The organism is Bacillus sp. MM2020_4, from assembly GCF_011250555.1.
Classification (GTDB): Bacteria; Bacillota; Bacilli; order Bacillales; family Cytobacillaceae; genus Neobacillus.
In genome coordinates this window covers 37,127-59,915 of sequence record NZ_JAANMZ010000019.1, presented here as the reverse complement: position 1 = coordinate 59,915, position 22,789 = coordinate 37,127, and the positions used below count along the sequence as shown (strand labels likewise).

Sequence of the window (22,789 nt, the reverse complement as noted above, 5' to 3'; positions counted from 1 at the left end):
ATCTCTATTCAACTGCTTCACGCATCTACATATCAAGTAAAGCCTTGGCAGTATATTGGTCGGTAATCAGAACATTGGTATGTCGGCCCCATAGTGCCCCGTAAATACCATCAATTTTGGTGTTCCCGCCCGCAATGAGGATGCCATATTCTTTTTCCTCTAAATCCGAAAGTTCAATCCCGATGGTGCGCTCATTTAAAGCTGGATGACTGATACTTCCATCGATGTTGATGAATCTTGAGCATATATCACCGACCGTATGATTAGATTTTAATATTTCGATATCATTGTCTAAAAAATACCCTGCTTGCATGAGGGTTGATTGGTCACCAGGCTCCCCAACTGTGTAAATCGCAATATTTGCGCGTTTACCTAGTTCCAGGATTTTTTTTACATGCCTATCGGCAACAATCGCTTGTTTCACTAGAATGTGATCCACTACTGCCGGAACTGGCAAGAAATGCGGGGTCGTATTAAAGGCACTGGCCAGCCCATAGACGATGTCTGATGCATAGGTGTTTGATTCTGAATAACTAACCCCACCATTCAACTGGACAACGGTAACATCTTTAACATTCTTGGGCTGCAGTTTTTTTACGAGTTGAAAAAGAGTTGTCCCCCATGTAATCGCAATGGTATCTCCGCTTTGCACAATATTGTGTAAGTATTCTGCGGAGACTTCTCCAAGTTTCTCTTTAATCAGCTCGTCATCATATTCCGGTATCGGGGCAACAATACAGTGCTTTAATTGAAATTTTTTCTTGATCTGTCTTCCCAATTCGAGAACATCTTCTGCAGGGTCACATATTTTTATTTGAACGATCCCTTCTTGAACAGCCTGGACGAGAAGTCTTGAGACAGTTGGGCGGGATATTCCTAACCTTTGCGCAATTTCCTGTTGGCTGTAATCCAGTTGGTAGTACATTTTAGCCACATCTACCAAGCGCGAAATTTTTTCATCCGCCATATATTTTCACCTTATTTTCTTAAGTTATCGAATTTGAAATGAACTATTACTGTGAAGTCTTGTAGTTTTAAACCTATGTATCAGTATACAGTGCATCTTTTTCAGTGTCGATTGTTCAACTAAAAAAACACCCGCAAATTCAAGTTTGCGAGTGTCATTTTTATCATTATAGTAATGTAGATAGTGATTCTTTCAACGTCTTAATGATTAACTGCAAGTCAGTCTGTTCGATATTTAACGGAGGTGCCAGGGTTAAAACATTGTTATAACCGGCTACTGTTGCCCCATTTTTTCCTATGATAATTCCTTCCTGCTTACAGCTGGCAATGACTTGATTGACTAGTCCTGTATCCAATGGTTCCTTCGTCGTTTTATCCTTTACAAGTTCTATCCCAATTAATAAACCCTTCCCGCGGATATTACCGACATACGGATGATCCTGAAGCAGGTTCGTTAAGTCATTTAGCAGTTGATCACCAAGATCTCTGGAACGGTCAAATAATTTTTCCTTTTCCATTATTTCAAGGTTCTTCAATGCTAATGCACAGGCGGCCGGATTCCCGCCAAACGTATTGACGTGGCGGAAATAATCATACTCCTCCGATCCTTTGAATGCTTCATAAATGTCTTTACGGACTGCGGTTGCTGAAAGTGGTAAATACGCGCTGGTGATGCCTTTAGCCATTGTGATGATATCCGGCTTTACACCGTAGTTCATAAAGCCAAAAGGCTTACCCGTGCGTCCGAACCCGCAGATGACCTCATCAACGATTAGGAGGGCACCGTGTTTTTCACATACCTCTTTTGCTGCCTTCATATAACCATCAGGTGGTACGAGGACGCCGCCTCCGGTAATGATGGGCTCCATAATCATCGCAGCAATCGTTTCGCTTAGCTCCCACGTCATGGTTCGGTCAATTTCTTTTACGGAAGACAATTCAGTCGGATCGGCAACATTCGTGTCGTCACGGTAAGAATCTGGCGGTGAGACATGGATAAACCCAGGTGCGAGAGGCTCATACTTGTACTTCCTTTGCGCCTGACCTGTTGCGGCCAGAGCACCCATGGAATTGCCATGATATGCCCGGTAACGTGAGACGATTTTATAGCGGTTAGGCTCACCCTTCTGCTGGTGGTATTGCCTTACGATTTTAAAGGCAGTTTCATTTGCCTCAGAGCCGCTGTTGGAGAAGAAGATGACATAGTCATCACCGAGCATTTCGTTCAATTTTTCTGCTAGTTTAATCGCAGGAACGTGGCTTTGCGATAGAGGGAAATAGGCCATCTCTTTTAATTGCTCATAGGCCGCCTCTGCCAGCTCAGTCCTTCCGTAGCCAACATTCACACACCACAGACCTGCCATTGCATCCAAATAGCGCTTCCCATCAGCATCTGTTACCCACGACCCCTCCGCCTTCGTGGCAACAATCGTCGCCTTCGGATTATAAGGCTTCATCGAATGCCAAACATACTGATCATCCTGCGCCCACAACGTCTCCTGCTGCCCACTAGTTTGCACCATATTCATCCCTCCAATATTATAATTGGTGCCTGACACCATTAATCACTTTTCTCCAATGTTTATGCAGCTAATGCTTAGGCGTCAAATCTTGAGGTGATCATTTTTTTTCTGGTGTAGAAGTTTAGTCCGTCTTTGCCGTTGACGTGGAGGTCTCCGTAGAAGGAGTCTTTCCAGCCTGAGAACGGGAAGAAGGCCATGGTTGCCGGTACGCCGACGTTAATCCCAAGCATGCCTGCATCTGCTTCTTCACGGAATTGGCGGGCGGCTTTCGCATCGTTCGTATAAATGGTCGCTCCGTTGCCAAACCTTGATTTACGGATATAGTCCAGCCCTTCATCTAAGTCCTTGGCACGAAGCAGACTTAATACCGGAGCAAAGATCTCCTCCTTGGCAATGGTCATATCAGCAGTAACATGATCAAAAATTGTTGGGCCTAAGAAATTCCCTTCTGTAAGTTCAGCCATCTCCCGGCGTCCATCCCGGATTAGATCAGCCCCTTCTGCAATCCCCTTTTCAATGTAGCCAAGTGCTCTATCACGGTGTTCTTTGCGAATAACGGGTGTCAATAACACCTCATCATCCATTCCATTCCCGATAATAAGGTTATCTGATGCTTTCTTAAGCGCTGCAACAAATGGTTCATTATCACCGACAACTACTACGGCACTGCAAGCCATACAGCGCTGCCCCGCACTTCCAAACGTGGAACTAAGAACATGCTGAACCGCTTTATCCAAATCGGCGTCAGGCATGACAATATGATGGTTTTTTGCACCTGAAAGGGCTTGAACCCGTTTTCCTCCCGCTGCAGCCCGCTCATAAACATATTTAGCAACTGGCTGAGAACCTACAAACGAAATTGCCGCGATGTCATTGTGCTCCAATAATCCATTTACGACATCGTGGGCACCGTGGACGACATTTAATACCCCTTTTGGTGCACCTGCTTCTAAGAATAATTCAGCTAATCTGTTAGCCAATATTGGCGTCCGTTCAGAAGGCTTTAATACAAACGTGTTTCCACAGGCAACAGCGAGCGGGAACATCCATAACGGCACCATCATCGGAAAATTGAATGGAGTAATCCCACCGACAACGCCCAATGGATAGCGAAACATTTCAGAGTCGATATTTTCGGCAATTCCCGATAACGTTTCACCCATCATTAAGGTTGGTGCACCGGAGGCAAATTCGACACACTCAATTCCACGCTGCACTTCCCCATATGCTTCCTTGTAGGCTTTGCCATTTTCCTGAACAATGAGCTTGGCCAATTCTTCATGGTTTTCGGTTAACAGGTAATGATATTTAAAGAGAATCCTTGCACGTTTGGGAACCGGGACGTTTTTCCACTTTTTAAATGCTTCCTTTGCCGCTGATACAGCTAGATCGACATCTTCTTTGGATGAAACTGGAACCTTTGAAATCACTTCATTAGTGGCCGGATTGGGGACATCCAGTGTTTGCCCACTACCTGAATTAACCCATTCCCCATTAATAAAATTTTTCAACACAGCCGTTTCCTTTTTGGTCACACTCATGCAAAAACCCCCTAGTTTTTTAAGTTTGGATTAGCACTAATAAAAATCCTTATAACCTCATTATCTCTTATCTCTAAAACGCTTTCATTAGACGAAATGTTAAATAACTAGTAGCAATTCTGCGACATTCTGAACATTCATTTTACATATAGTCATTTTACTAGAATCAAAATCTTACTTGGCCTCGAAGACATTATTCGGCTTGGCAGCCGCTAAATAATCATGAACAAGTAACATAAATTCAATGGCTACCCGTTTCTCATGCCCCATAAAGTCTTCACCCAATAGATTTTCAAGCTTTTGCAGGCGATGGTACAGAGTCTGCCTAACAATAAATAGCTTATTGGACGTTTCCTGTTTTGAACCATTACATTCCAAATAAGCCTTTAAGGTCTCTAGGAGTTTTCCATTGTATTTTTTATCATATTGAATGACAGGATGGAGATATTCTGATGCGAGCTCCTGCAGATCAGTATGTTTACTCATTTGTGAAATAAGTCGATATAAATGCAAATCCTCATAAAAATAATAAATTTGTTTGTTCGTCATTTTTTGTTGGATTCTCATGGTCTCTTTCGCAGTCTGATAGCTCTTATGTACGTCACTTATGGAATGAATCAATTTCCCAGCTGCAATCATAAATTTCCCTGCAGTTTGTTTCCGGATAAATTCTGAGCCTTGAATGGATTCAATGGCTTTTTTTATCCGTTCTTTTACATTCTTTTTGGCACGATTATTCAGAAGAATAAAGGTCATCTCCCTACTTTTTTCAACGAAAAAAACAGCAAAACCATTCTGTTCGAAAACAGATCGAAATAATAATTTCATGTAGGTCCCATCTTGACTACCTTTATCGCTCATTGGGATTTGTTTGGTGATCAAAACAACAGCTTCATTCGTTTTTGCCTTCAATCCATTCTCTGTCAAGTATTCATGAATGTCCTCAACTGAATGTTCACCATCCAGCCAGCCATGAAGCCATTCAAATTCTTCCACACGCTTTTTTTCCTCGACATACAAATCTCTTAATAAATGCTGAGCTAGGGCAGTCGCTGTCCGGTCTAAAATCAATAATTCAAATTCGCTTATTGGAATTTCCTTTGAATAGATGAACAATTCGGCATACTCCTGTCCGAACAAAAAGATGGGCGCTGAAGCAATATGATCATAGGCCTGGGTCTTTGCCTCTTCAAGTTGGAGGATAATGGAGTCTTGTTCAGGAAAGCTAATTTCCGGGACAAATTCATACTCCTGATTTTTCTGTCGGAAAATGATTTGGACGTCCAATGCCGAAAAGATAAACTGGAGGATATCTTCATACGTTTCAATCGTTAACAGCCGCTTATTTAAGCTCTGTGAATAATTTTCCAAATCAGAAATCTTCTGATATTGCTGATTAATGATGACCGAATGGATGTCTTGAGTGATTTCAACAAACGGCACTTCTTTTTGAAAAATAATGATCGGGAATTGATGCGCGTTGGCGATTTCAGTTACCTCATCGGGAACATCAGCTAGGTATGTTCCCAATTCAAGACATAATCCAGCTGCGTTGTTTTCGATAAATTCCTTTACCATTGAAACAAATAACTTCATATTATCCTTCCAGGCAACCCCGGTTGATAATATAAGCTCATTTCCATTTAATAGATTTCGTATACTCGTAACCTCGACCACATGAACCCATTTGACGTTACGCTGAATGCCCCCATTTCCCGCAATTACCATTGCTTGTTCAAAGTGTTTCCGTTTAACAATATCTGCCACCGTTAATTGAAAATGTTCCTTCATATGTTTGGTTCTCCCCTGAATTTTAGGTTAGAAAAGGATTGGCCCATGAACCAATCCTTTAACCAAGATATCACTTAACTGTTTGCCTGTTTCTGGTTAATTAATAGATGCGAAAAATACTTCCGGCCATTAGCTGTTCCAATCAGAAGTGTTTCGGTTACATTTCCATTTGGATGTAAAAAATCAACGGAAGCCCCATTCAAATGTTCTCTTACCCCGCTAATACGGCAGCCTTTTTGAAGGAGAAAATCAATTTTGTCTCGTTCATCGAGATATTGTTGGTAATCTGACATTCTATCACACACCTATTCTAATTAATTATAAATCCACATTTGTTGGGATTTCTCCGGCAATAGGCTCATATGCATGATCTTCAATAACCCAATCACGGCCAACCGAAATGCCTAAATATTTTTCATCACTTGGGTCCTCAATCTCTGCTTGAAGATACTTATTGAACCACCAGTATTTTGCTAGGACATAATAGATTCCTGCACCAACGACGAAACCTACTAAAAATCCATATTCCGGAACAAAATAGGAAGCAACTCCCCCGATGATCCAGGCAATAAACCCGGCCACATTCACGCCGCCAAGGTATTTATACTGTCCATGATCCTCGTATAATTCGGGAACATTCACGCGCCGCTTACGAAGCAAATAATAATCGGCAAACAGAATACCGACGATTGCTGATAAAATCCCACCAACAAAAAGCAAAATGGGAATAATAACATCAAACAATGTCCATGGCTGAACGATCGTTCCAACAATACCGGCTGTAATAACACCGGCCCAAAACGGGAACTTAGGACCTCCTACGTTAGAGAAAATGGTTGCAGCAGGGACAACATTGGCCGCCGTATTGGTTGACCATTGGGCCAAAACAATCATGAGCAATAGAATGGCTAGGATTAAACCACCAGCGGACTCTTGAAGGGCAACAACAGGATCGTAATTTAATACGGCAATATAGGCCACAGCACCAATAATGATCATAAAGGTTTGGGTTAATGGCATCGCAATCATGTTCCCAATCAATGAGCCCTTATTCCGTTTAAACCAGTTCTTTTCATTTGCCGGTGCCTTAATAAACCGGGAGATCGTTGGAATATCAGCACTCAATGTTGCCCAAAAGCCCATATTACTGAAAATGACTACTAAAAATGCAGTAAAGGCAGCACCGCCGGTAACAGGGGATTCCGCCCAGCTCCAGATGTCTCTTCCGGCCTCTGCAGCTTGATCTGATAATGACGTATACATCCATAACGAGATTAAGATAATAACAGGTGCAGCCAGATCAGCAAAACGTTCAATTGATTTAATCCCTAAAGCGGTGTTAATCAACTGAACCACCGCAAAAATGAGAAAGCAGACAAACCAATTATCAAAGCCAAATAAAATATTTAAGATGCCGTTCATTGCTGTTGCCCCGAAATAAGTATTAATACCGAACCACATCGATGCGGTCACACCGCGGGTAATCGAGGGAATATGGGTACCAATTGTTCCAAAGGGAGCTCTCATGTAAACCGGAAAGGACAATCCATGCTCAATCCCAATGTCAGCAATTAAGGAGATGAAAAACCCAATTGCAAGGCTTCCAATGATTGTAGCCAGAATAACCCAGGGCAGGGATAATGACATAACCCCTGAACCCCCGATGGCAAATGCAGCTAGAACCACGCACATTCCTACCCACATAAAGGAAAAACCTAATTTAGTAATTTTTCGATCCTTTTGATGAATTGGCAATAGATCAGGTGATTTTAAATGGCTATTTTTCATATGAACACTCCATTTCGGTTAAATTAACGAGAATTTTACATTCCAAAATTCAAAACCGACATCAACATTTCAATTTAAAAAGCGGCAATTGCCTAAATTGGTCAGAACAATTGCAGGAGTAGTTCAAATGATGCTAGATCAAAGCTAAGAAAATTTGTTAAATGGAAAGTGTTTCGCCTTGTACTAATGGCGTGTTGCTGCTATATTTTGCCCGTTTCAAATAGTGACCGGAACCTGGTTTCCCTACAAACTGTTTATCGCGAACAACATATTCCCCGCGCACGAAAACAGATACAGGTTCTCCTGTCACTTTCATCCCTTCAAAGGCGTTGTAATCAACGGCCATATGATGGGTCTCTGCAGAAATCACTCGTTCCATATTTGGGTCGAAAATGACGAGATCAGCATCAGCCCCAATGACAATTGTTCCTTTATTTGGAAATAAGCCAAACAACTTAGCGGCACGTGTAGAAGTTAGGTCAACAAATTGATTAAGACTAATCCGTCCTTTTTTCACCCCTTCAGAGAACAATATCGAGAATCGATCCTCAATAATCGGACCACCATTCGGAATTTTTGTAAAATCATCCCGGCCCAAATCCTTTTGCCCTTTAAAATCAAATGAACATTGATCGGAGCCGAGGGTCTGTAGCTGCCCGCTCTTTAACGCGTTCCAAAGAACTTCCTGATTCCACTTTTCACGTAATGGTGGTGACCAGACGTATTTGGCACCTTCAAAATTTTCTTTTTCTAAATAACTTTGGTCAAGGACTAAATATTGCGGACATGTTTCACCCCATACATCAAAGCCTTTACTGCGTGCCTCGGTGATTTTTTCCACCGCATCGGCACAGGAAACGTGGACAACATATAACTGGGAATTTGCCAGCCCGGTAAGCTTTGCCGCACGGCCTGTCGCTTCGCCCTCTAATTCAGGCGGTCTAGTTAGCGCATGGTAAATTGGTTCAGTTTTCCCTTCTTCAAGGGCCTTTTTCGTTAAATAATCAATGACATCCCCGTTTTCCGCGTGAACCATGACTAATGCGCCATGTTCTTTGGCAGAAATGAGAGTGCGGAATAACGTTTCATCATCTGCTTGGAAGACATTTTTATAGGCCATAAATACTTTGAATGAGGTAATGCCTTCTTCATTAATTACCTGTGGAAGTTCATTCAGAACATCCTCATTGATTTCCGAAATCATTAAGTGGAAGCCGTAATCAATGACCGCCTTCTCCTTCGATTTGTCATGCCAGATTTGAATCGCATTTTTAAGCGGCTCCCCCTTATTGGTTAAACAAAAGTCAATGACCGTAGTTGTGCCGCCAAAGGCAGCGGCAATAGTCCCCGATTCAAAATCATCCTTTGTTACCGTTCCGCCAAATGGCATGTCTAAGTGGGTATGAGGGTCAATTCCACCTGGAAAAACAAGACAGCCTTTCGCATCAATGACCTCTGCTCCAAGAGCTGATAGATTCGCACCAATTTGCGTTATTTTTCCGTCTTCAATTAATATTTCTGCCTGATACGTGTCAGAAGCGGTGACGATTGTACCGTTTTTAATAATCTTTTTCATCATTGTGTTCCTCCTAATCTACTACATTTATTTGGTAACATCTGCTTTGCATTCTACTGAGCCACTTAAAACGGCTTGCCGCTCATTCCATGTCATTGGCGCAAGCTCCCTGGCTGCTTCTACCATGTCAATCGCCCCGTCAACCGGGCAAACAATCGAACATAAATTACAGCCGACGCAATCTTCTTCCCGCACCTTTAGATAGCTTTTTCCATTAGCATCTGTCAGCATATCAATACATTGATGGGATGTGTCCTCACAGGCAATATGACATTTATTGCAGTTGATACATACATCGGGATTGATTTTGGCGACGATATTGTAATTCAAATCCAAGTTACCCCAATCCGAGTACCTCGGAACAGATTTTCCGATAATTTCTGAAACAGAGGCAATTCCTTTTTGATCCAGATAATTACTTAGCCCCTCAATCATATCCTCGACAATCCGGAAACCATGGTGCATGGCGGCAGTACAGATCTGAACACCCGTCGCGCCCATCAACATAAATTCGACGGCATCCTGCCAATTAGAAATACCGCCAATACCAGAAATCGGCACATTAATATGCGGCTGTCTTGCACACTCTGCTACCATATTTAGGGCAATCGGTTTAACCGCTGGGCCACAATAACCACCATGTGCCCCTTTTCCGGCCACATGCGGAATGGTATTCCACGAATCAAGATCCACTCCCATTAAGCTATTAATGGTATTAATCATACTAATTGCATCCGCCCCGCCATTACAAGCTGCTTCGGCAGTTGCAGTAATATCTGTTATATTCGGCGTTAGTTTAACAATCACAGGTGTCGTGGCGACTTCTTTTACCCAGTATGTTTGACGCTCAACGAGGGCTGGCACCTGCCCAGAAGCAGCCCCCATACCCCTCTCTGCCATTCCGTGGGGACAGCCAAAGTTCAACTCAAGTCCGTCAACCCCGACATCCTCCACTCGTTTGACAATTTCATGCCACTTTTCCTGCTTAGGCTCGACCATTAACGAGGCAATAATTGCATGGTTCGGAAATCGCTTTTTTGTTCCATAGATTTCCTTTAAATTTACTTCCAACGGACGGTCGGTAATGAGCTCAATATTATTAAAACCAGCAACCCTTTGTCCGTTAAAACTAACCGCAGCAAATCGGGAAGATACGTTCAAGATTGGATCGCCCAATGTCTTCCAAACTGCTCCGCCCCAGCCAGCTTCAAAGGCCCGTTGAACTTGATAGCCCGAATTTGTAGGTGGTGCAGATGCCAGCCAGAATGGATTAGGAGATTTAATTCCCGCAAGATTAATACGTAAATCAGCCATCTTTTTTCCCCCTTTGTCATTCACAGATTAATAGAGCTAATTTGCTGCCCCGACTGCCGAATAGTGCTTATGAATCGCATAGGCCACATCTTTACCTTGCTGGGCAGCAGTTACAACCATTGCGTCTCCTTTTCCCTTTCCAAAAACCACATCACCACAAGCAAATATTTTGGGATTGGAGGTTTGAAGCGTTCCTTGTTCGACTTTAACGACACCGCCTTCATGCTGAATACCAAGCGCCTCAATTAGCGCAAGGTGCCTTGTTTGGCCAATTGCTTTAACTACCGCATCAACAGGAAGCACATATTCAGAACCTTCAACTGCAACAGGTCTCCGTCTGCCATCCTTTTCAGGCTCACCGAGTTGCATTTTGATACACTCTATGCCCGTTACTTGTCCGGTTTCATCACCGACAATCCTTTTCGGGGCCGTTAACCAGCGGAATTCAACCCCATTCTGTTTCGCGAATTCATATTCAAAATCATAGGCGGTCATTTCTTCTTCCGTTCTCCGATATAAAATCTTGACGTTATCTGCTCCTAAGCGCACGGAACAGGTCGCCCCGTCAATAGCGGTATTTCCGGCACCAATGACAACTACCCGTTTGCCGACGAAGTCCTTTGATAGCTGACCACTCTTTGTTGCCTTCACGAATTCAATCGCATCATAGACTCCTTCTAAGTTTTCACCTTCAATGCCGAGGTTCGGAACATGCGCCATACCGACCGCTAAGACAACATTATCGAAATCGCCCATTATTTCTTCAACAGAGATATCTCTTCCAACGACGGTATTCGTTCTAATATTTACATTCATTTTTTCAACCTGTTCGACTTCCCAGAAGGATATTGACTGAGGAAGCCTAAAAGATACAATCCCATACGTATTTAAGCCCCCAGCTTTCTCAGAAGCCTCAAAAACGGTCACATCGTAGCCCAATCTTGCCAGTTCCCTTGCGGCAGATAATCCCGCAGGGCCACCGCCAATCACGGCAACAGTTTTTCCATTTGATTCTCCTGGTTGAAAAAGGGTTTGTTCATTTTTTATCGCCCAATCAGTGGCGTAACGCTGCAAATTGCCAATCATAATCGGTTTAGTAGAATGGTTGAGGACACAAGCTCCTTCACAGAGCTCCTCTGTTGGACAAACCCGCGCACAGCTGGCGCCAACAGGATTGGAGGACATAATCGTTTTAGCAGAGCCTAATAGATTTCCTGAGGCAATTTTTTTAATAAAGGTTGGAATATCGATTCCAGTGGGACAAGCCTTAATACAAGGGGCATCATAGCAATAGAGGCATCGGTTCGATTCTTCAACAGCTTCTTGGTTCGTTAGCCCCCGCTCCACTTCTAAAAAATTCTTTTCAAGTTCGGTTATGGAAACACGCTGCATTTTTTCATTCGCCAAAGAGAAGCCCTCCTTCAATTATGAATGGTTTATAATTCTTAAAACAGAATGAAAGCGCTTAACAAAATAGATTTATAGATTGATCTTTACATTACCACCTGCTTCCTAATTTGCATTTTTGCAGAAAATTCGTGCACTTAACTTCCATTTTACAGACAGTATATGGGCAATACACCTAACAACCTGTAAAATGATACACGCTTTTCATTATCCACTATGTAAAAAACATTTTCTTGGAGTTATTCCCTTTCTCTTGTACACCTTTCTGAATTCTCCCTCAATTTATCACAACCAAAATGAAAAACTTGTAAAAAAAACTCGATTAAATAATTTTTTTACATGATTCCTTTTCCTTGGGAAAAATAAAAACCTACTCAGCCACATCCGCTGGTAGGTTTTTACTCTTTTCAACTATTTATCCCTTTAACTGCATCGACCAGTTTAAACAGGAAATGGTAAATTAACTGAAAAGCCTCATTCATTGTCATGTCTTCATTAAATCCTTCAACATAATTTAAAGCAAAATTCAAATTCCATAGACCATCCTCATGACTGAAGATTAAATCGAATTTCGCTTCATCACCATGGAGATTGGCATTTAGCTGTTCTTTTATACCCATTTCGAATTTCTTCTGCAGCTTTAACCCTAACATCACATCGTATGTACCAAATACATCATCCGCCTCCATTGAAAGGGAGTCCACATTCACCAAGTCAAACCATTTTGATTCTAAATAGATAAATTCATTTTTATGCTTCTTCAGGTAGTTAAGTGATTCTGTCAAAAATGCTGATGATTCATTCTTGATCATATTTTCTGTTTCTTTGTCACAACGTTCAATATAAGCGTCAGCAAATCGAGTTGAGTCATCTTTTTCTGCATATTGTTGGTCTTTTAACATCTTAAATCCTCCTAATGTTCCTTCCTTCATTATAATGAGTTTTTTTTCGTAAAAAAGCAAATGATACCCATACCAAAAAAAATAGAGATGACTATAATGTCACCTCTATCCCTTACATTAACTTTCCGCAAATTTTGCCGCTACATTTTTTTCAGCTGGCTTTAATTCACTCGGATCTTCTGCTTGTTTCGCCCGTTTAATAAAGAAGGAAAGAATCAACGCTAATGCCGCAATACCAACGGTTACTAAGAATGCATCGTTAATCCCTTCCAACATCGCCTTCATCATCACTTGCTGCTTTAATTCTGCAAGTACCGCAGGTGTTGGCTGCTTCGTCAAATGTGCCATGGCAGCTGCACCAATTTCCTTTGCATGTGTTTCAGTACGGTTTGACATTACTGTAACTAAAAGTGCAGTACCAATAGCGCCGGAAACCTGCGACATGGTGCTATTCATCGCAGTACCGTGAGGATAAAAACGTGCTGGTAACTGGTTTAGACCATTAGTTGAAACCGGCATGTTGACCATTGACATACCCGCCATCCGTACGGTGTATAAAATAATTAAGTGTGTATAGGTTGTTTCTAATGTTAGTTTACTAAAATAGTAGCTCGTTACCGCCGTAATCGTTAAACCAATGATTGCTAATATACGACCGCCAAACTTATCAAATAATTTTCCCGTAATCGGCATCAAGATTGCCATTAAAATGGCTCCAGGCAGCATCATTAAGCCCGCATCCAGCGGTGAAATTCCGCGAATCGTTTGAACATAGATCGGTGTTAACAGCATTCCGGAGAACATCGCCATCGTCACCACCATCGAAATAACGGAGGATAAGGCATACATCGGATATTTATAGATCTTGAAATTTAACAACGGTCTTTCTTGCTTTAATTGACGCATAATAAACACAACTAGTGAAATAACGCCAATTGCAAGTGTTCCATATACTTCAGGACTATCCCAGCCCTTTTTACCTGCGGAACTAAACCCATAAAGGATTCCACCAAATCCGATGCTTGAAAGCACTAGTGATAAAAAATCAAGATGAATAATGACTTTTTCCTTTTTATCCTTCAATAAGAAAAAGCCAATCAACAGCACAACAATCGCAATAGGTGTAACAAAATGGAATAGCATTCTCCAATCATAATGTTCAATTAACCAGCCTGATAACGTCGGACCAATTGCCGGAGCAAACATGAGAACCAAGCCGAATACGCCCATTGCGGCTCCCCTTTTCTCCACCGGGAAACTGACTAACATCACGTTCATCAATAGCGGCATTAAGATGGCTGATCCCGCTCCTTGTATCATCCGCCCGGTTAACAGAATTGGAAACACATGAGCAAACCCAGCAAGAATCGTTCCAATTGTAAATAACCCCATTGAAACTAAAAATAATCTTCTCACTGTGTATTTTTGAATTAAATAAGCCGAAGCTGGAATGAGGATTCCGTTCACTAACATAAACCCAGTCGCAAGCCATTGAACGGTCGATGCTTCAACTTCCAAGTCCTTCATAATCGACGGTAAGGCAATGTTTAATAATGTGTTGTTTAACATAGCAATAAAGGCGCCAATCATTAGAACCGCAAGAATTCCATATGGCGGACGATTAGTCTGTTTTATCGTTTGATCCATTACATTTCCCCCCTCATAAACTGATAGTCCATTTTTTTATACCTCTATTTCACCATTACATAATAATATACTGTCAGTTTAGTTTTGGCAATCAAAAAATCTACAAATTTATGGGTTTGTCATGCAGGCTTATATAAGGTAGTATATTTTATACAAGGGGTACAAAATAATGGTAAGGTGACTCTATGTATAATCGAAAACAGAACGTTATTAAAATGGCACATCAACTATTTATCGAAAAAGGCTATCAAGCTACATCCATTCAGGACATTTTAGACTACAGCGGTATTTCTAAAGGAACATTTTATAATTATTTTTCATCGAAAACCGAGTTATTAATTGGCATTTATAAATCAGTTTATAAGAAGCTGAATCAAGAACGAAATGATTTATTGATTGGTCAAGACCCGGCCAATCTTGAAATTTTTATTAAGCAACTTGAAATGCAAATGGTGACAAATAGAAAAAACAAGCTTATTGCCATTTACGAAGAAGTCATGGCTTCAAATGATACGGAACTTAGGCAATTTATTCAACGTAGCCGGTTGAATTCACTTAGATGGCTATATCTGAGGTTCATAGATATTTTTGGTGAAGACAAAAAGCCATTTCTGTTGGACTGTGCTGTTATGTTCCAGGGATTCTTGCAGTATAATGTTCAATATAACCGCCAAGCACATAAAACAGGTGAAAAAATTGGCCCCGTGGTTCGGTATTGTGTCGCTCGATTAGTAAAAATGGTAGAAGAAGTGTCCGAATCCGGTGATCAGTTGCTTGAACCAGCACTTTTGGAAAAGTGGCTGCCAACTAATTCAAACAACAATCATGGATTTAAAGAGAAACTTCTTCATCTATCTGGAACGCTAAGAAAATTGATTTCAAAGAATATCCCTACACATGATGAACAGGAGAAATATCTGGAGCTGTTAGAATTTATCCAGGATGAATTACTACACTCCAATACCCCCCGTAAATTCATAATTGGAAGCGTTATAACTTCGATGAAAGATCATTCTTACTGTAAAAAGGAACTTCAACAGTTAGAAACGCTGGTCGATGAATATTTCAGACAAGTAGATGAGGCAGAAAAAAACCCTAATCACATAGATTAAGGGTTTTTGGTGCTGGTTGTGGTTATTCCTTTTTCAAAAATGTGCTTGGCATGACGACCGCAACCACTTCACCGCGTGCACACAACACTTCATTCGCAAAAACCTCTGTTACTACATTAAATTTTTTTGGATGGATTTCCTGGACCGTTCCAACTGCTTTTAAGGGTACTCCATGTGGGGTCGGCTTCAAAAAGTTCACATTTAAGGATGCCGTTACAAAGCGGGGCGGCTCTGCCCCATCACCTGGTTCATGACCATTTTTCTGATGAAGAAATAGCGATGCTGAGCCTGTCCCGTGGCAATCAATGAACGAGGCAACAAGCCCGCCATAGACGTAGCCCGGCAATGCTAAATGTTCAGGATTTGGTGAATAAATCGACACCGTTTGTTCACCATACCATCCTGTTCGAAAATGATGTCCTGCTTCATTTAATCGGCCACAGCCGTAACACCAAGCAAAATCATCAGGATATTCATCTTGAATCGCTTTTACTACTGTTTCTTCCATACTCTCTCCCCCTTTTTCAGAAAAGTATAACATATTTAATAACATATGATAAAATTTAGTAACACGAAAATTTTCAAGGGGGAAAATGTGATGAAAAAAACGGTTGAACAACGTCTTACTCGTTCAGAGGTTCCTGAAGAGCAAACCTGGAATTTGAAAGATTTATTCTCTTCTGAGGAAGCATGGGAAACAGAATGTGAAGTGATCGAGAATCAAATCTTGGAGTTTAACAAATTTAAAGGGACATTACATACCAGTGCAAAGGCATTACTAGAATGTTTGTCTGCTCAGGAGCAGCATTTAATGCGAATGGTTAAGGCATCGACATTTGCCAATTTAAAACAATCTGCCGATAGCACAGATCCGATAAATCAGGCGAATTCAGCGAAATTCTCCGCCCTACGGACAAAAAGTTTTGCTGCCTTATCTTTTATTAACTCGGAAATCTTAGCGCTTGAAGAATTTACCATTGAAAAATATCTAAAAGAAGAACCTATGCTTGGGGCTTTCAAGAAAAGTTTAGAAGAGCTACTAGAATCGAAAAAACATAAATTATTACCAGAAACGGAAGAAGCACTGGCAGCGCTCGGCGATTTACAAGGCGCCCCCTATCAGATTTATCAGATGAGCAAGTTGGCCGATATGGAGTTTGCACCTATTCAAGATGCCAACGGAAACGAATTACCTGTTTCGTTTGCTTTATTTGAAAATCGGTATGAATTTTCAGCAGATACAGCGGTCCGCCGAAAGGCTTACAACTCCTTTGTTTCATCGCTTAAACAGTATAAAAATACAATGGCCGCAACATATGCTGCTGAGGTAAATAAACAAGTTACCCTTGCACGCTTACGTAAGTATGAGTCGGTCACCCATATGCTGCTCGAACCACAACAGGTTACATTAGATATGTATAACAATCAAATCGATATCATTTTTACAGAATTAGCACCACATATGCGGCGCTTTGCCCAATTAAAGCAACAGGTTTTAGGACTAGATCAAATGCTTTTCTGTGATTTGAAGGCACCAATGGATCCGGATTTCAATCCGGAAACAACCTATGAAGAAGCAAGCCAGATCATCTTGGAATCCTTAAAAGTAATGGGCCCTGAATACTGTGAAATTATCGAACGCGGCTTTCATGAGCGCTGGGTTGATCGGGCAGATAACGTGGGCAAATCAACAGGCGCTTTCTGTTCCAGCCCTTATGGTGCTCATCCGTACATCCTTATTAGCTGGCAGGATAACATGCGCGGCTGCTTCACTCTGGCCCATGAATTTGGGCATGCGGGGCATTTCTTTTTAGCGAATAAAAACCAACGGATTATGAATGTCCGTCCCTCCATGTATTTTGTTGAAGCACCGTCAACGATGAATGAAATGTTGTTAGGCCAGCACTTGCTTGCTAAAAATGAAGATACGCAAATGCGCCGATGGGTTATCCTTCAGCTGCTCGGTACCTATTATCATAATTTCGTGACCCATTTACTTGAAGCCGAATACCAACGCAGAGTCTATGCCCTTGCTGAGGAAGGCAAAGCCCTTACTGCCAAAACATTATCAGAAATGACTGGTGCTGTACTTTCTGAATTCTGGGGAGACACCGTTGAAATCGATGAGGGTGCATGCTTGACGTGGATGCGTCAGCCCCACTATTACATGGGCCTATATCCATACACTTACTCTGCTGGATTAACAGCATCAACCGCTGTTGCCCAAATGATTCAAGAAGAGGGCCAGCCTGCCGTAGACAGATGGCTGGAAGTGCTCCGGGCCGGAGGCACCATGAAGCCACTTGAACTACTAAAACATGCAGGTATCGACATGTCCAAACCAGATCCAATCAAGAAAGCCGTCGCCTACGTCGGTTCACTAATTGATGAATTAGAGCGATCATTTGAAGTTGGTGCCTGACACCCTTTTTCTTATTGCTGTATTGGAAATGATAAAAACGAGCTTTAGGAAACTCTCTATGGCTCGTTTTTTTTATTTTGAAACTTTTCTTTTGATATTTCGTATATTTATCATTATGCACAGAACGTCAAGAAAAAAAGGAGATTTTTATGGGGAACATATTCATATTTACGCTGATAGTTGGAATGGCTTCTGCCGTCATTCTATTACCCATTTATAAAAATGGAAAGCAAAGTACAAAGGATAGTACACCGCTAAAGACTGGCGTCATCCTAGCGGTGGTTATCATACTGATGGCTTGTGTCTTTGCCTTCTATTATTTTAGTAATTTTGATAGAAATTTCTCCACCCTTTGGCCGTTAGCCATCCTTCTTACCGCTACTGGAGCAATCCTATCAAAAGGGGCAGAAAGAAAGGCTAAGGCTCTATTATTCATTATTAGTCTCATCATCGGTGTGTATTTCCTTTCGGCCTTTATGTTTAATGCTGATGATAAATATGAAATTGCCGAAATGAATCAAAAGGTAGAAATCAAGACCTTCGATGAAAAAGAAACACCCGCCAGCGTCCCGCCGCAATTTGCCCGGAACAAAATGAAAAAAGCATTCGGCCAAGTGCCGAACACAAGTTATTATGAACTTGGAAATTTACAAATTCAAAAGGTGGATGGTGATTATGTCTATATCGCCCCCGTTGAATTCTCAGGATTTTTCAAATGGTGGAAAGGTGATCAAACACCAGGTTATTTTTCCTTAAGCGCCACAGATTCATCTGCAAATCCTAAATTCATCAAGTCGGAAATGGTGTACACCCCATCCTCCTTCTTTAATAAAAATGTTGAGCGCCATATTCGGATGAACTATTCGAAGAAAATTTTTTATGGGGATGTGCAGTTAGAAATAGATGACAAAGGAAAACCGTTTTATATTCGTTCCTACGGGAAATTTATTTCGGCACGTAATGGCTTTGATGTAGAAGGAATTGTAGTCGTTGATTCAAAGAGTGGCGAAACGAAAGAATATCCTTTATCAGAGGTTCCCGATTTTATTGACGGCGCAGTATCACCTGAGGTAGTAAGTCTGCAAAATAGCTATTTTGGGAACTTTATCCATGGATTTTGGAATAGTAAATTTGGAAAATCAGATGTAAAGCTTCCTTCAGATGAAGGTACCGAGGCAAATGTCAGTCCAATTTTTGATGAAAAGGGTGTGATGTATTACTTCACCGATTTCACCAGTCCAAAAGAGGGAGTAGACTCGATGCTTGGCTACTCTCTAACCAACTCAAGAACCGGGAAAGCGACCTACTATACAGGAAACCCGGATCAATCCTATATGGATTCACAAGGGGCTTTACAAATTATTGAAAAGAAATTTATTGAAAAGAAATGGCATGGCCAAATGCCAATCCTCTATAATTTTTACGGAGAGGCGAGCTGGCTAACACCTGTCCTTGATTCTAACGGCTTCTTGCAAAATTACTTTATCGTTTCGGCAGCAAATCCGGAAATTTCCGTATATGGCCTCACCCCAAATGAAGCCTTAAAACAATATAAGACCGCGTTGCAGCGTGGAAAAGGTACTGTGAACGGCAGCTCCAAAGCCGAAGAAAAACAACTCTCTGGTACAGTTCTTAGGGTCTATAAAGAAAAATCCGGAGATTTTACAGTTGTTTCTTTCCTATTAGATAACCATAAAAACTATCTGATATCATCGGAAAAAGCACCATTAGCCATCTACCTAAAAGAGAGTGATCACGTTTCGATGAGCTACCTAGAAACAGGAGAAGATTTCCTTCCTGTCAAAACACTTAAAATAGAAGGATTACAATAAAGTTTGTCCGAATGTCATTCAGTTATTAGTAACATAAGGCGGAGCTAATCAGAAATGAGACAGTTCCGCCTATTTTTTTATTCTATTTTGCGTTGCTTATAGTTAATTTCCTTTTGCAATCAGACTTTGATACGCAGCAGAGGTTCTCACCTCGACAGTTATTTTCCCTTTGCCGTAAATCGTTTTAATGATAAAAGGCACACCGATTGTATTTTGAAAACGAAAGTCCGGACCGCCATATGACACAGTGGCATCCCGCCCTGCCGGAACATAGCCAACAGATAAGGAATGGTGATGTTTTTCAACATAACTTACTCCTACTTGATCAACCGCATTAAACAGCGTGGAGGAAGTTTGGCAAATCCCGCCGCCGATTCCATCGACCAATTGCTTATTTACAATCTCTTTTGCCGGTTGATACCCATGTTCAGTGTCACTTGGACCTACCGTTGTATTAAACGAAAAAATATCCTTTGTTCCAACAATGATTTGATCAATTGCCTCTGCAGATAGTTCAATATTTTTCGATCGCCCCACAACCCCGCTACTAAAATAGGTCGTGAAAGAGGCAAGCACCACTTCGCTTAAATGTGCAGCATCTTCAGGGTTATAGCCGCTGTCAGTTACTTCAAGTGGAAGCTCGACATCACCACCCTTACTAGATGCCGTCATTAATCTTTCCACTAATACGACTTCATCTAAAATGATCCGTGGTTTTCCTTTAATAATTTGACCATCTTCATCCAATTTATCAAGCACCATTCGTTGGTCATATCCAGTTGTAGTTTCCGTTCCTCTCGCTAACTCCTTGGCCCACTTCTCCAATTCCTTTTTATAGTTCTCTGGATCTGTTTCAAATCCTAAATCAATTGGTAAAAAAGTCTTTAAAATCAGCTTCGTATCGGGATCAACAACATTTACTACAATCGGCTTTTGTTCCTCTACTTTTTGCGGTTCTTTCGGTGGCTTTTGAATCGACTCTTTTTGTGGGTCTGTTATTTTTTCCTCCTGTGTTTTTTCTTTGGTTGTTTTTTCTGCACACCCCGAAAGCCCTATTAAACTACCAATTACTAATATTGTCATTACCCATTTCCGCATAGCCATTTCCTGCAACTTCTCCTCTTTTCCTAATCATTGTTGCCTATTCAACACAGTCTGAATAGTAAGTTGGATCTTCCATTCACACATTTTATTCCTTTTAACCTGTCTATATGTCCGGATGATGATCAAAACATTTTCTGAAACGGAGGGATTTGAAGGCATTTAAATAAAAAAACAGCGGTGAAGCCTAGGCTCCTCCACTGCTGCATATTACAACATTATCCCGCTTTTTCCATTGTCTTCTCCATGCTAGTCTTTGTATATGGTGATTTCTTCTCCCCAAATGCGTACCAATATGCCATAGCAATAAAGATCGTTCCGCCAATGGCATTTCCTAAAAAGACTGGGATAAAATTATGTAGATACTCAATCCAAGTAAAATGGCCGGCAAAAATGGCTGCTGGGATCACAAACATATTCGCCACCACGTGTTGAAATCCAATTGCTACAAACGTCATGGTTGGAAACCAAATACCAGCAATTTTTCCAAACATATCTTCCGCCCCGTAACAAAGCCAAACAGCTGCGGCAACCAGCCAATTACAGCCGATTCCTGAAATAAAGGCTTGCAAAAAGGAAGCTTCAAGCTTGTGATCTGCAATGCTTATGGTTTTTAAGAGGTATGGCCCCACTTCGGTAAGTCCAACAAGGTGGCCAAAAAAGTAGGCGACAAAGATAGCCCCAAGAAAATTACTGACAGTAACAAGAAACCAATTAAAAAAGACCTGACCGGTTGTAATCCGGTTAGCCATCCTTGCAAGCGGCACAGCCATCATATTCCCTGTAAGAAGTTCACCTCCGGCAATTAAGGTAAGAATAAGGCCGATCGGAAACACAGACGCGCCAATCAAGCTACTTAACCCTTCTAAATTGGGTGAGAGGGTTGCGGTTACGCGGATAAATACTAAGTATCCTAAAGCAATAAAGGCTCCCGCTTCAAAACCTAAGATCATCGTCTGCATCAGCGAATATTTCGTTTTCTTCACTCCATTTTCCACGGTTATTTCCAAAATTTTTTCCGGTTTACTGTACCCCATGATGTGCTCCTTTCAACAACAACTTTTTACTTTGTGAAGTTTTTAACATACTTCTATTTTATAACAACTTCTTCCACATTCCTGTGAACGTTTTATAACTATTAATAGTCCTTTACTGTGTTTCCTTCGATATAATTTCGACAATTTTCTACATATTTGAAGAAGCTTAGCGGGTGATGAGACAAAGTATGTTATAATATAAATATTACACAGAAATAGTAAGAGTCATACGATCACTAATATGCGTAGTTTTTTTTAATTCCTTCTAGTTTCCCACTCACATTGACAATGCCCATTGAAGTATTTGCGATAGAAATATATTGAAGAAAAGGTGTTATAAATGGAAAATACAATTGAAACAGTATACTGCCTAGAGAACCCTGAAAAAAATATTATTAAATTTGCAACTGGTACACAGCTGCGTTATGAGGATATTATAAAAGAGGTTTTCGGCGTGGCATGTATCAATGATTTACACATGATGCTACAGTATAACAAAAGTTTTCAGACAAGTATTTGTAATACCTACGGAATCAGCGAAAAGAAAATTACCCTAGATAAAATCATTCGCGTCGCTTCCAAAACAGATATGCTTCGATTAAGGACCCAATTGATCGAGAAGCAAAAAAATAGTCCGGACATTATGGAGCTGGAAACGGACACCCCCCTTCAACGGCCATTTGATTCCATCATCAAACTCCAAGAAGGACTCTATCAATGGGACGACGCCAATTTCTCCTACAGCGCAGTTACTAATGGTGCCTGACACCCTTATTCCTATTATGATAGTGATAACCTTTTCCGCATAAAAAGACTACCAACACATTTAC

Annotated in this window: 18 protein-coding genes; 4 read left to right on the top strand and 14 right to left on the bottom strand. The window is 41.2% G+C overall.

The genetic code is table 11. From position 1 onward, the window contains the following. Positions 1–25 precede the first annotated feature (25 nt). The 11 genes from G6554_RS13410 to G6554_RS13360 form a co-directional block, all read right to left on the bottom strand. Positions 26–967 carry a sugar-binding transcriptional regulator gene (locus G6554_RS13410; RefSeq protein WP_166242626.1) on the bottom strand — a complete coding sequence of 314 codons (942 nt, stop codon included), beginning with the start codon at positions 965–967 and terminating at the stop codon, positions 26–28. Positions 968–1,133: 166 nt separating this feature from the next. Next, entirely contained in the window at positions 1,134–2,489 is a 1,356-nt protein-coding gene (locus tag G6554_RS13405; protein WP_166242624.1) for an aspartate aminotransferase family protein, read from the bottom strand. Positions 2,490–2,563: 74 nt separating this feature from the next. Continuing rightward, positions 2,564–4,030 (bottom strand): CoA-acylating methylmalonate-semialdehyde dehydrogenase, encoded by a 1,467-nt coding sequence (locus G6554_RS13400; RefSeq protein WP_166242622.1) that lies wholly within the window; start codon positions 4,028–4,030, stop codon positions 2,564–2,566. Positions 4,031–4,204: 174 nt separating this feature from the next. Then, the gene (locus G6554_RS13395) at positions 4,205–5,821 is read right to left on the bottom strand and encodes a PucR family transcriptional regulator (RefSeq protein WP_166242620.1); all 1,617 of its coding nucleotides are present in this window, start codon (positions 5,819–5,821) and stop codon (positions 4,205–4,207) included. 74 nt (positions 5,822–5,895) lie between these two features. After that, positions 5,896–6,114 carry a hypothetical protein gene (locus G6554_RS13390; protein WP_166242618.1) on the bottom strand — a complete coding sequence of 73 codons (219 nt, stop codon included), beginning with the start codon at positions 6,112–6,114 and terminating at the stop codon, positions 5,896–5,898. 25 nt (positions 6,115–6,139) lie between these two features. Next, positions 6,140–7,609, bottom strand: coding sequence for an NCS1 family transporter (locus tag G6554_RS13385; RefSeq protein WP_166242616.1), 1,470 nt, complete (start codon positions 7,607–7,609; stop codon positions 6,140–6,142). Between the two features lie 157 nt (positions 7,610–7,766). Next, complete coding sequence (gene hydA, locus G6554_RS13380) at positions 7,767–9,185, bottom strand: dihydropyrimidinase (protein WP_166242679.1); 1,419 nt, start codon at positions 9,183–9,185, stop codon at positions 7,767–7,769. 27 nt (positions 9,186–9,212) lie between these two features. Then, positions 9,213–10,499: an NAD-dependent dihydropyrimidine dehydrogenase subunit PreA gene (gene preA, locus G6554_RS13375; protein WP_166242614.1), complete on the bottom strand. Its 1,287-nt coding sequence runs from the start codon at positions 10,497–10,499 to the stop codon at positions 9,213–9,215. A 36-nt stretch (positions 10,500–10,535) separates the two neighbouring features. After that, positions 10,536–11,891, bottom strand: coding sequence for an NAD(P)-dependent oxidoreductase (locus G6554_RS13370; protein WP_166242677.1), 1,356 nt, complete (start codon positions 11,889–11,891; stop codon positions 10,536–10,538). A gap of 422 nt (positions 11,892–12,313) precedes the next feature. Further along, a complete protein-coding gene (locus G6554_RS13365) occupies positions 12,314–12,808 on the bottom strand; it encodes a branched-chain amino acid aminotransferase (RefSeq protein WP_166242612.1) in 495 nt (164 codons plus the stop codon). 117 nt (positions 12,809–12,925) lie between these two features. Continuing rightward, positions 12,926–14,455 (bottom strand): DHA2 family efflux MFS transporter permease subunit, encoded by a 1,530-nt coding sequence (locus G6554_RS13360; protein ID WP_166242610.1) that lies wholly within the window; start codon positions 14,453–14,455, stop codon positions 12,926–12,928. Between the two features lie 185 nt (positions 14,456–14,640). On the opposite strand from G6554_RS13360, the gene G6554_RS13355 reads away from it, so the two are divergent. Beyond that, positions 14,641–15,567, top strand: a complete 927-nt coding sequence (locus G6554_RS13355) for a TetR/AcrR family transcriptional regulator (RefSeq protein WP_166242608.1) — start codon at positions 14,641–14,643, stop codon at positions 15,565–15,567. Positions 15,568–15,589: 22 nt separating this feature from the next. On the opposite strand, the gene G6554_RS13350 is transcribed toward G6554_RS13355, so the two are convergent. Continuing rightward, positions 15,590–16,075: a PaaI family thioesterase gene (locus G6554_RS13350; protein WP_166242606.1), complete on the bottom strand. Its 486-nt coding sequence runs from the start codon at positions 16,073–16,075 to the stop codon at positions 15,590–15,592. A gap of 90 nt (positions 16,076–16,165) precedes the next feature. Here G6554_RS13350 and pepF point away from each other — a divergent pair, with 90 nt between their 5' ends. After that, positions 16,166–17,989, top strand: coding sequence for an oligoendopeptidase F (pepF, locus tag G6554_RS13345; RefSeq protein WP_166242604.1), 1,824 nt, complete (start codon positions 16,166–16,168; stop codon positions 17,987–17,989). A gap of 149 nt (positions 17,990–18,138) precedes the next feature. Further along, on the top strand, positions 18,139–19,821 hold the full coding sequence (locus tag G6554_RS13340; RefSeq protein ID WP_166242602.1) for a hypothetical protein: 1,683 nt from the start codon (positions 18,139–18,141) through the stop codon (positions 19,819–19,821). 102 nt (positions 19,822–19,923) lie between these two features. Here G6554_RS13340 and G6554_RS13335 read toward each other — a convergent pair whose 3' ends face one another. After that, on the bottom strand, positions 19,924–20,925 hold the full coding sequence (locus G6554_RS13335; RefSeq protein WP_242637807.1) for a VanW family protein: 1,002 nt from the start codon (positions 20,923–20,925) through the stop codon (positions 19,924–19,926). Positions 20,926–21,140: 215 nt separating this feature from the next. Beyond that, positions 21,141–21,959: a formate/nitrite transporter family protein gene (locus G6554_RS13330; protein ID WP_166242600.1), complete on the bottom strand. Its 819-nt coding sequence runs from the start codon at positions 21,957–21,959 to the stop codon at positions 21,141–21,143. Positions 21,960–22,299: 340 nt separating this feature from the next. On the opposite strand from G6554_RS13330, the gene G6554_RS13325 reads away from it, so the two are divergent. Further along, positions 22,300–22,725, top strand: a complete 426-nt coding sequence (locus G6554_RS13325; protein WP_166242598.1) for a hypothetical protein — start codon at positions 22,300–22,302, stop codon at positions 22,723–22,725. The last annotated feature ends 64 nt before the right edge of the window (positions 22,726–22,789 follow it).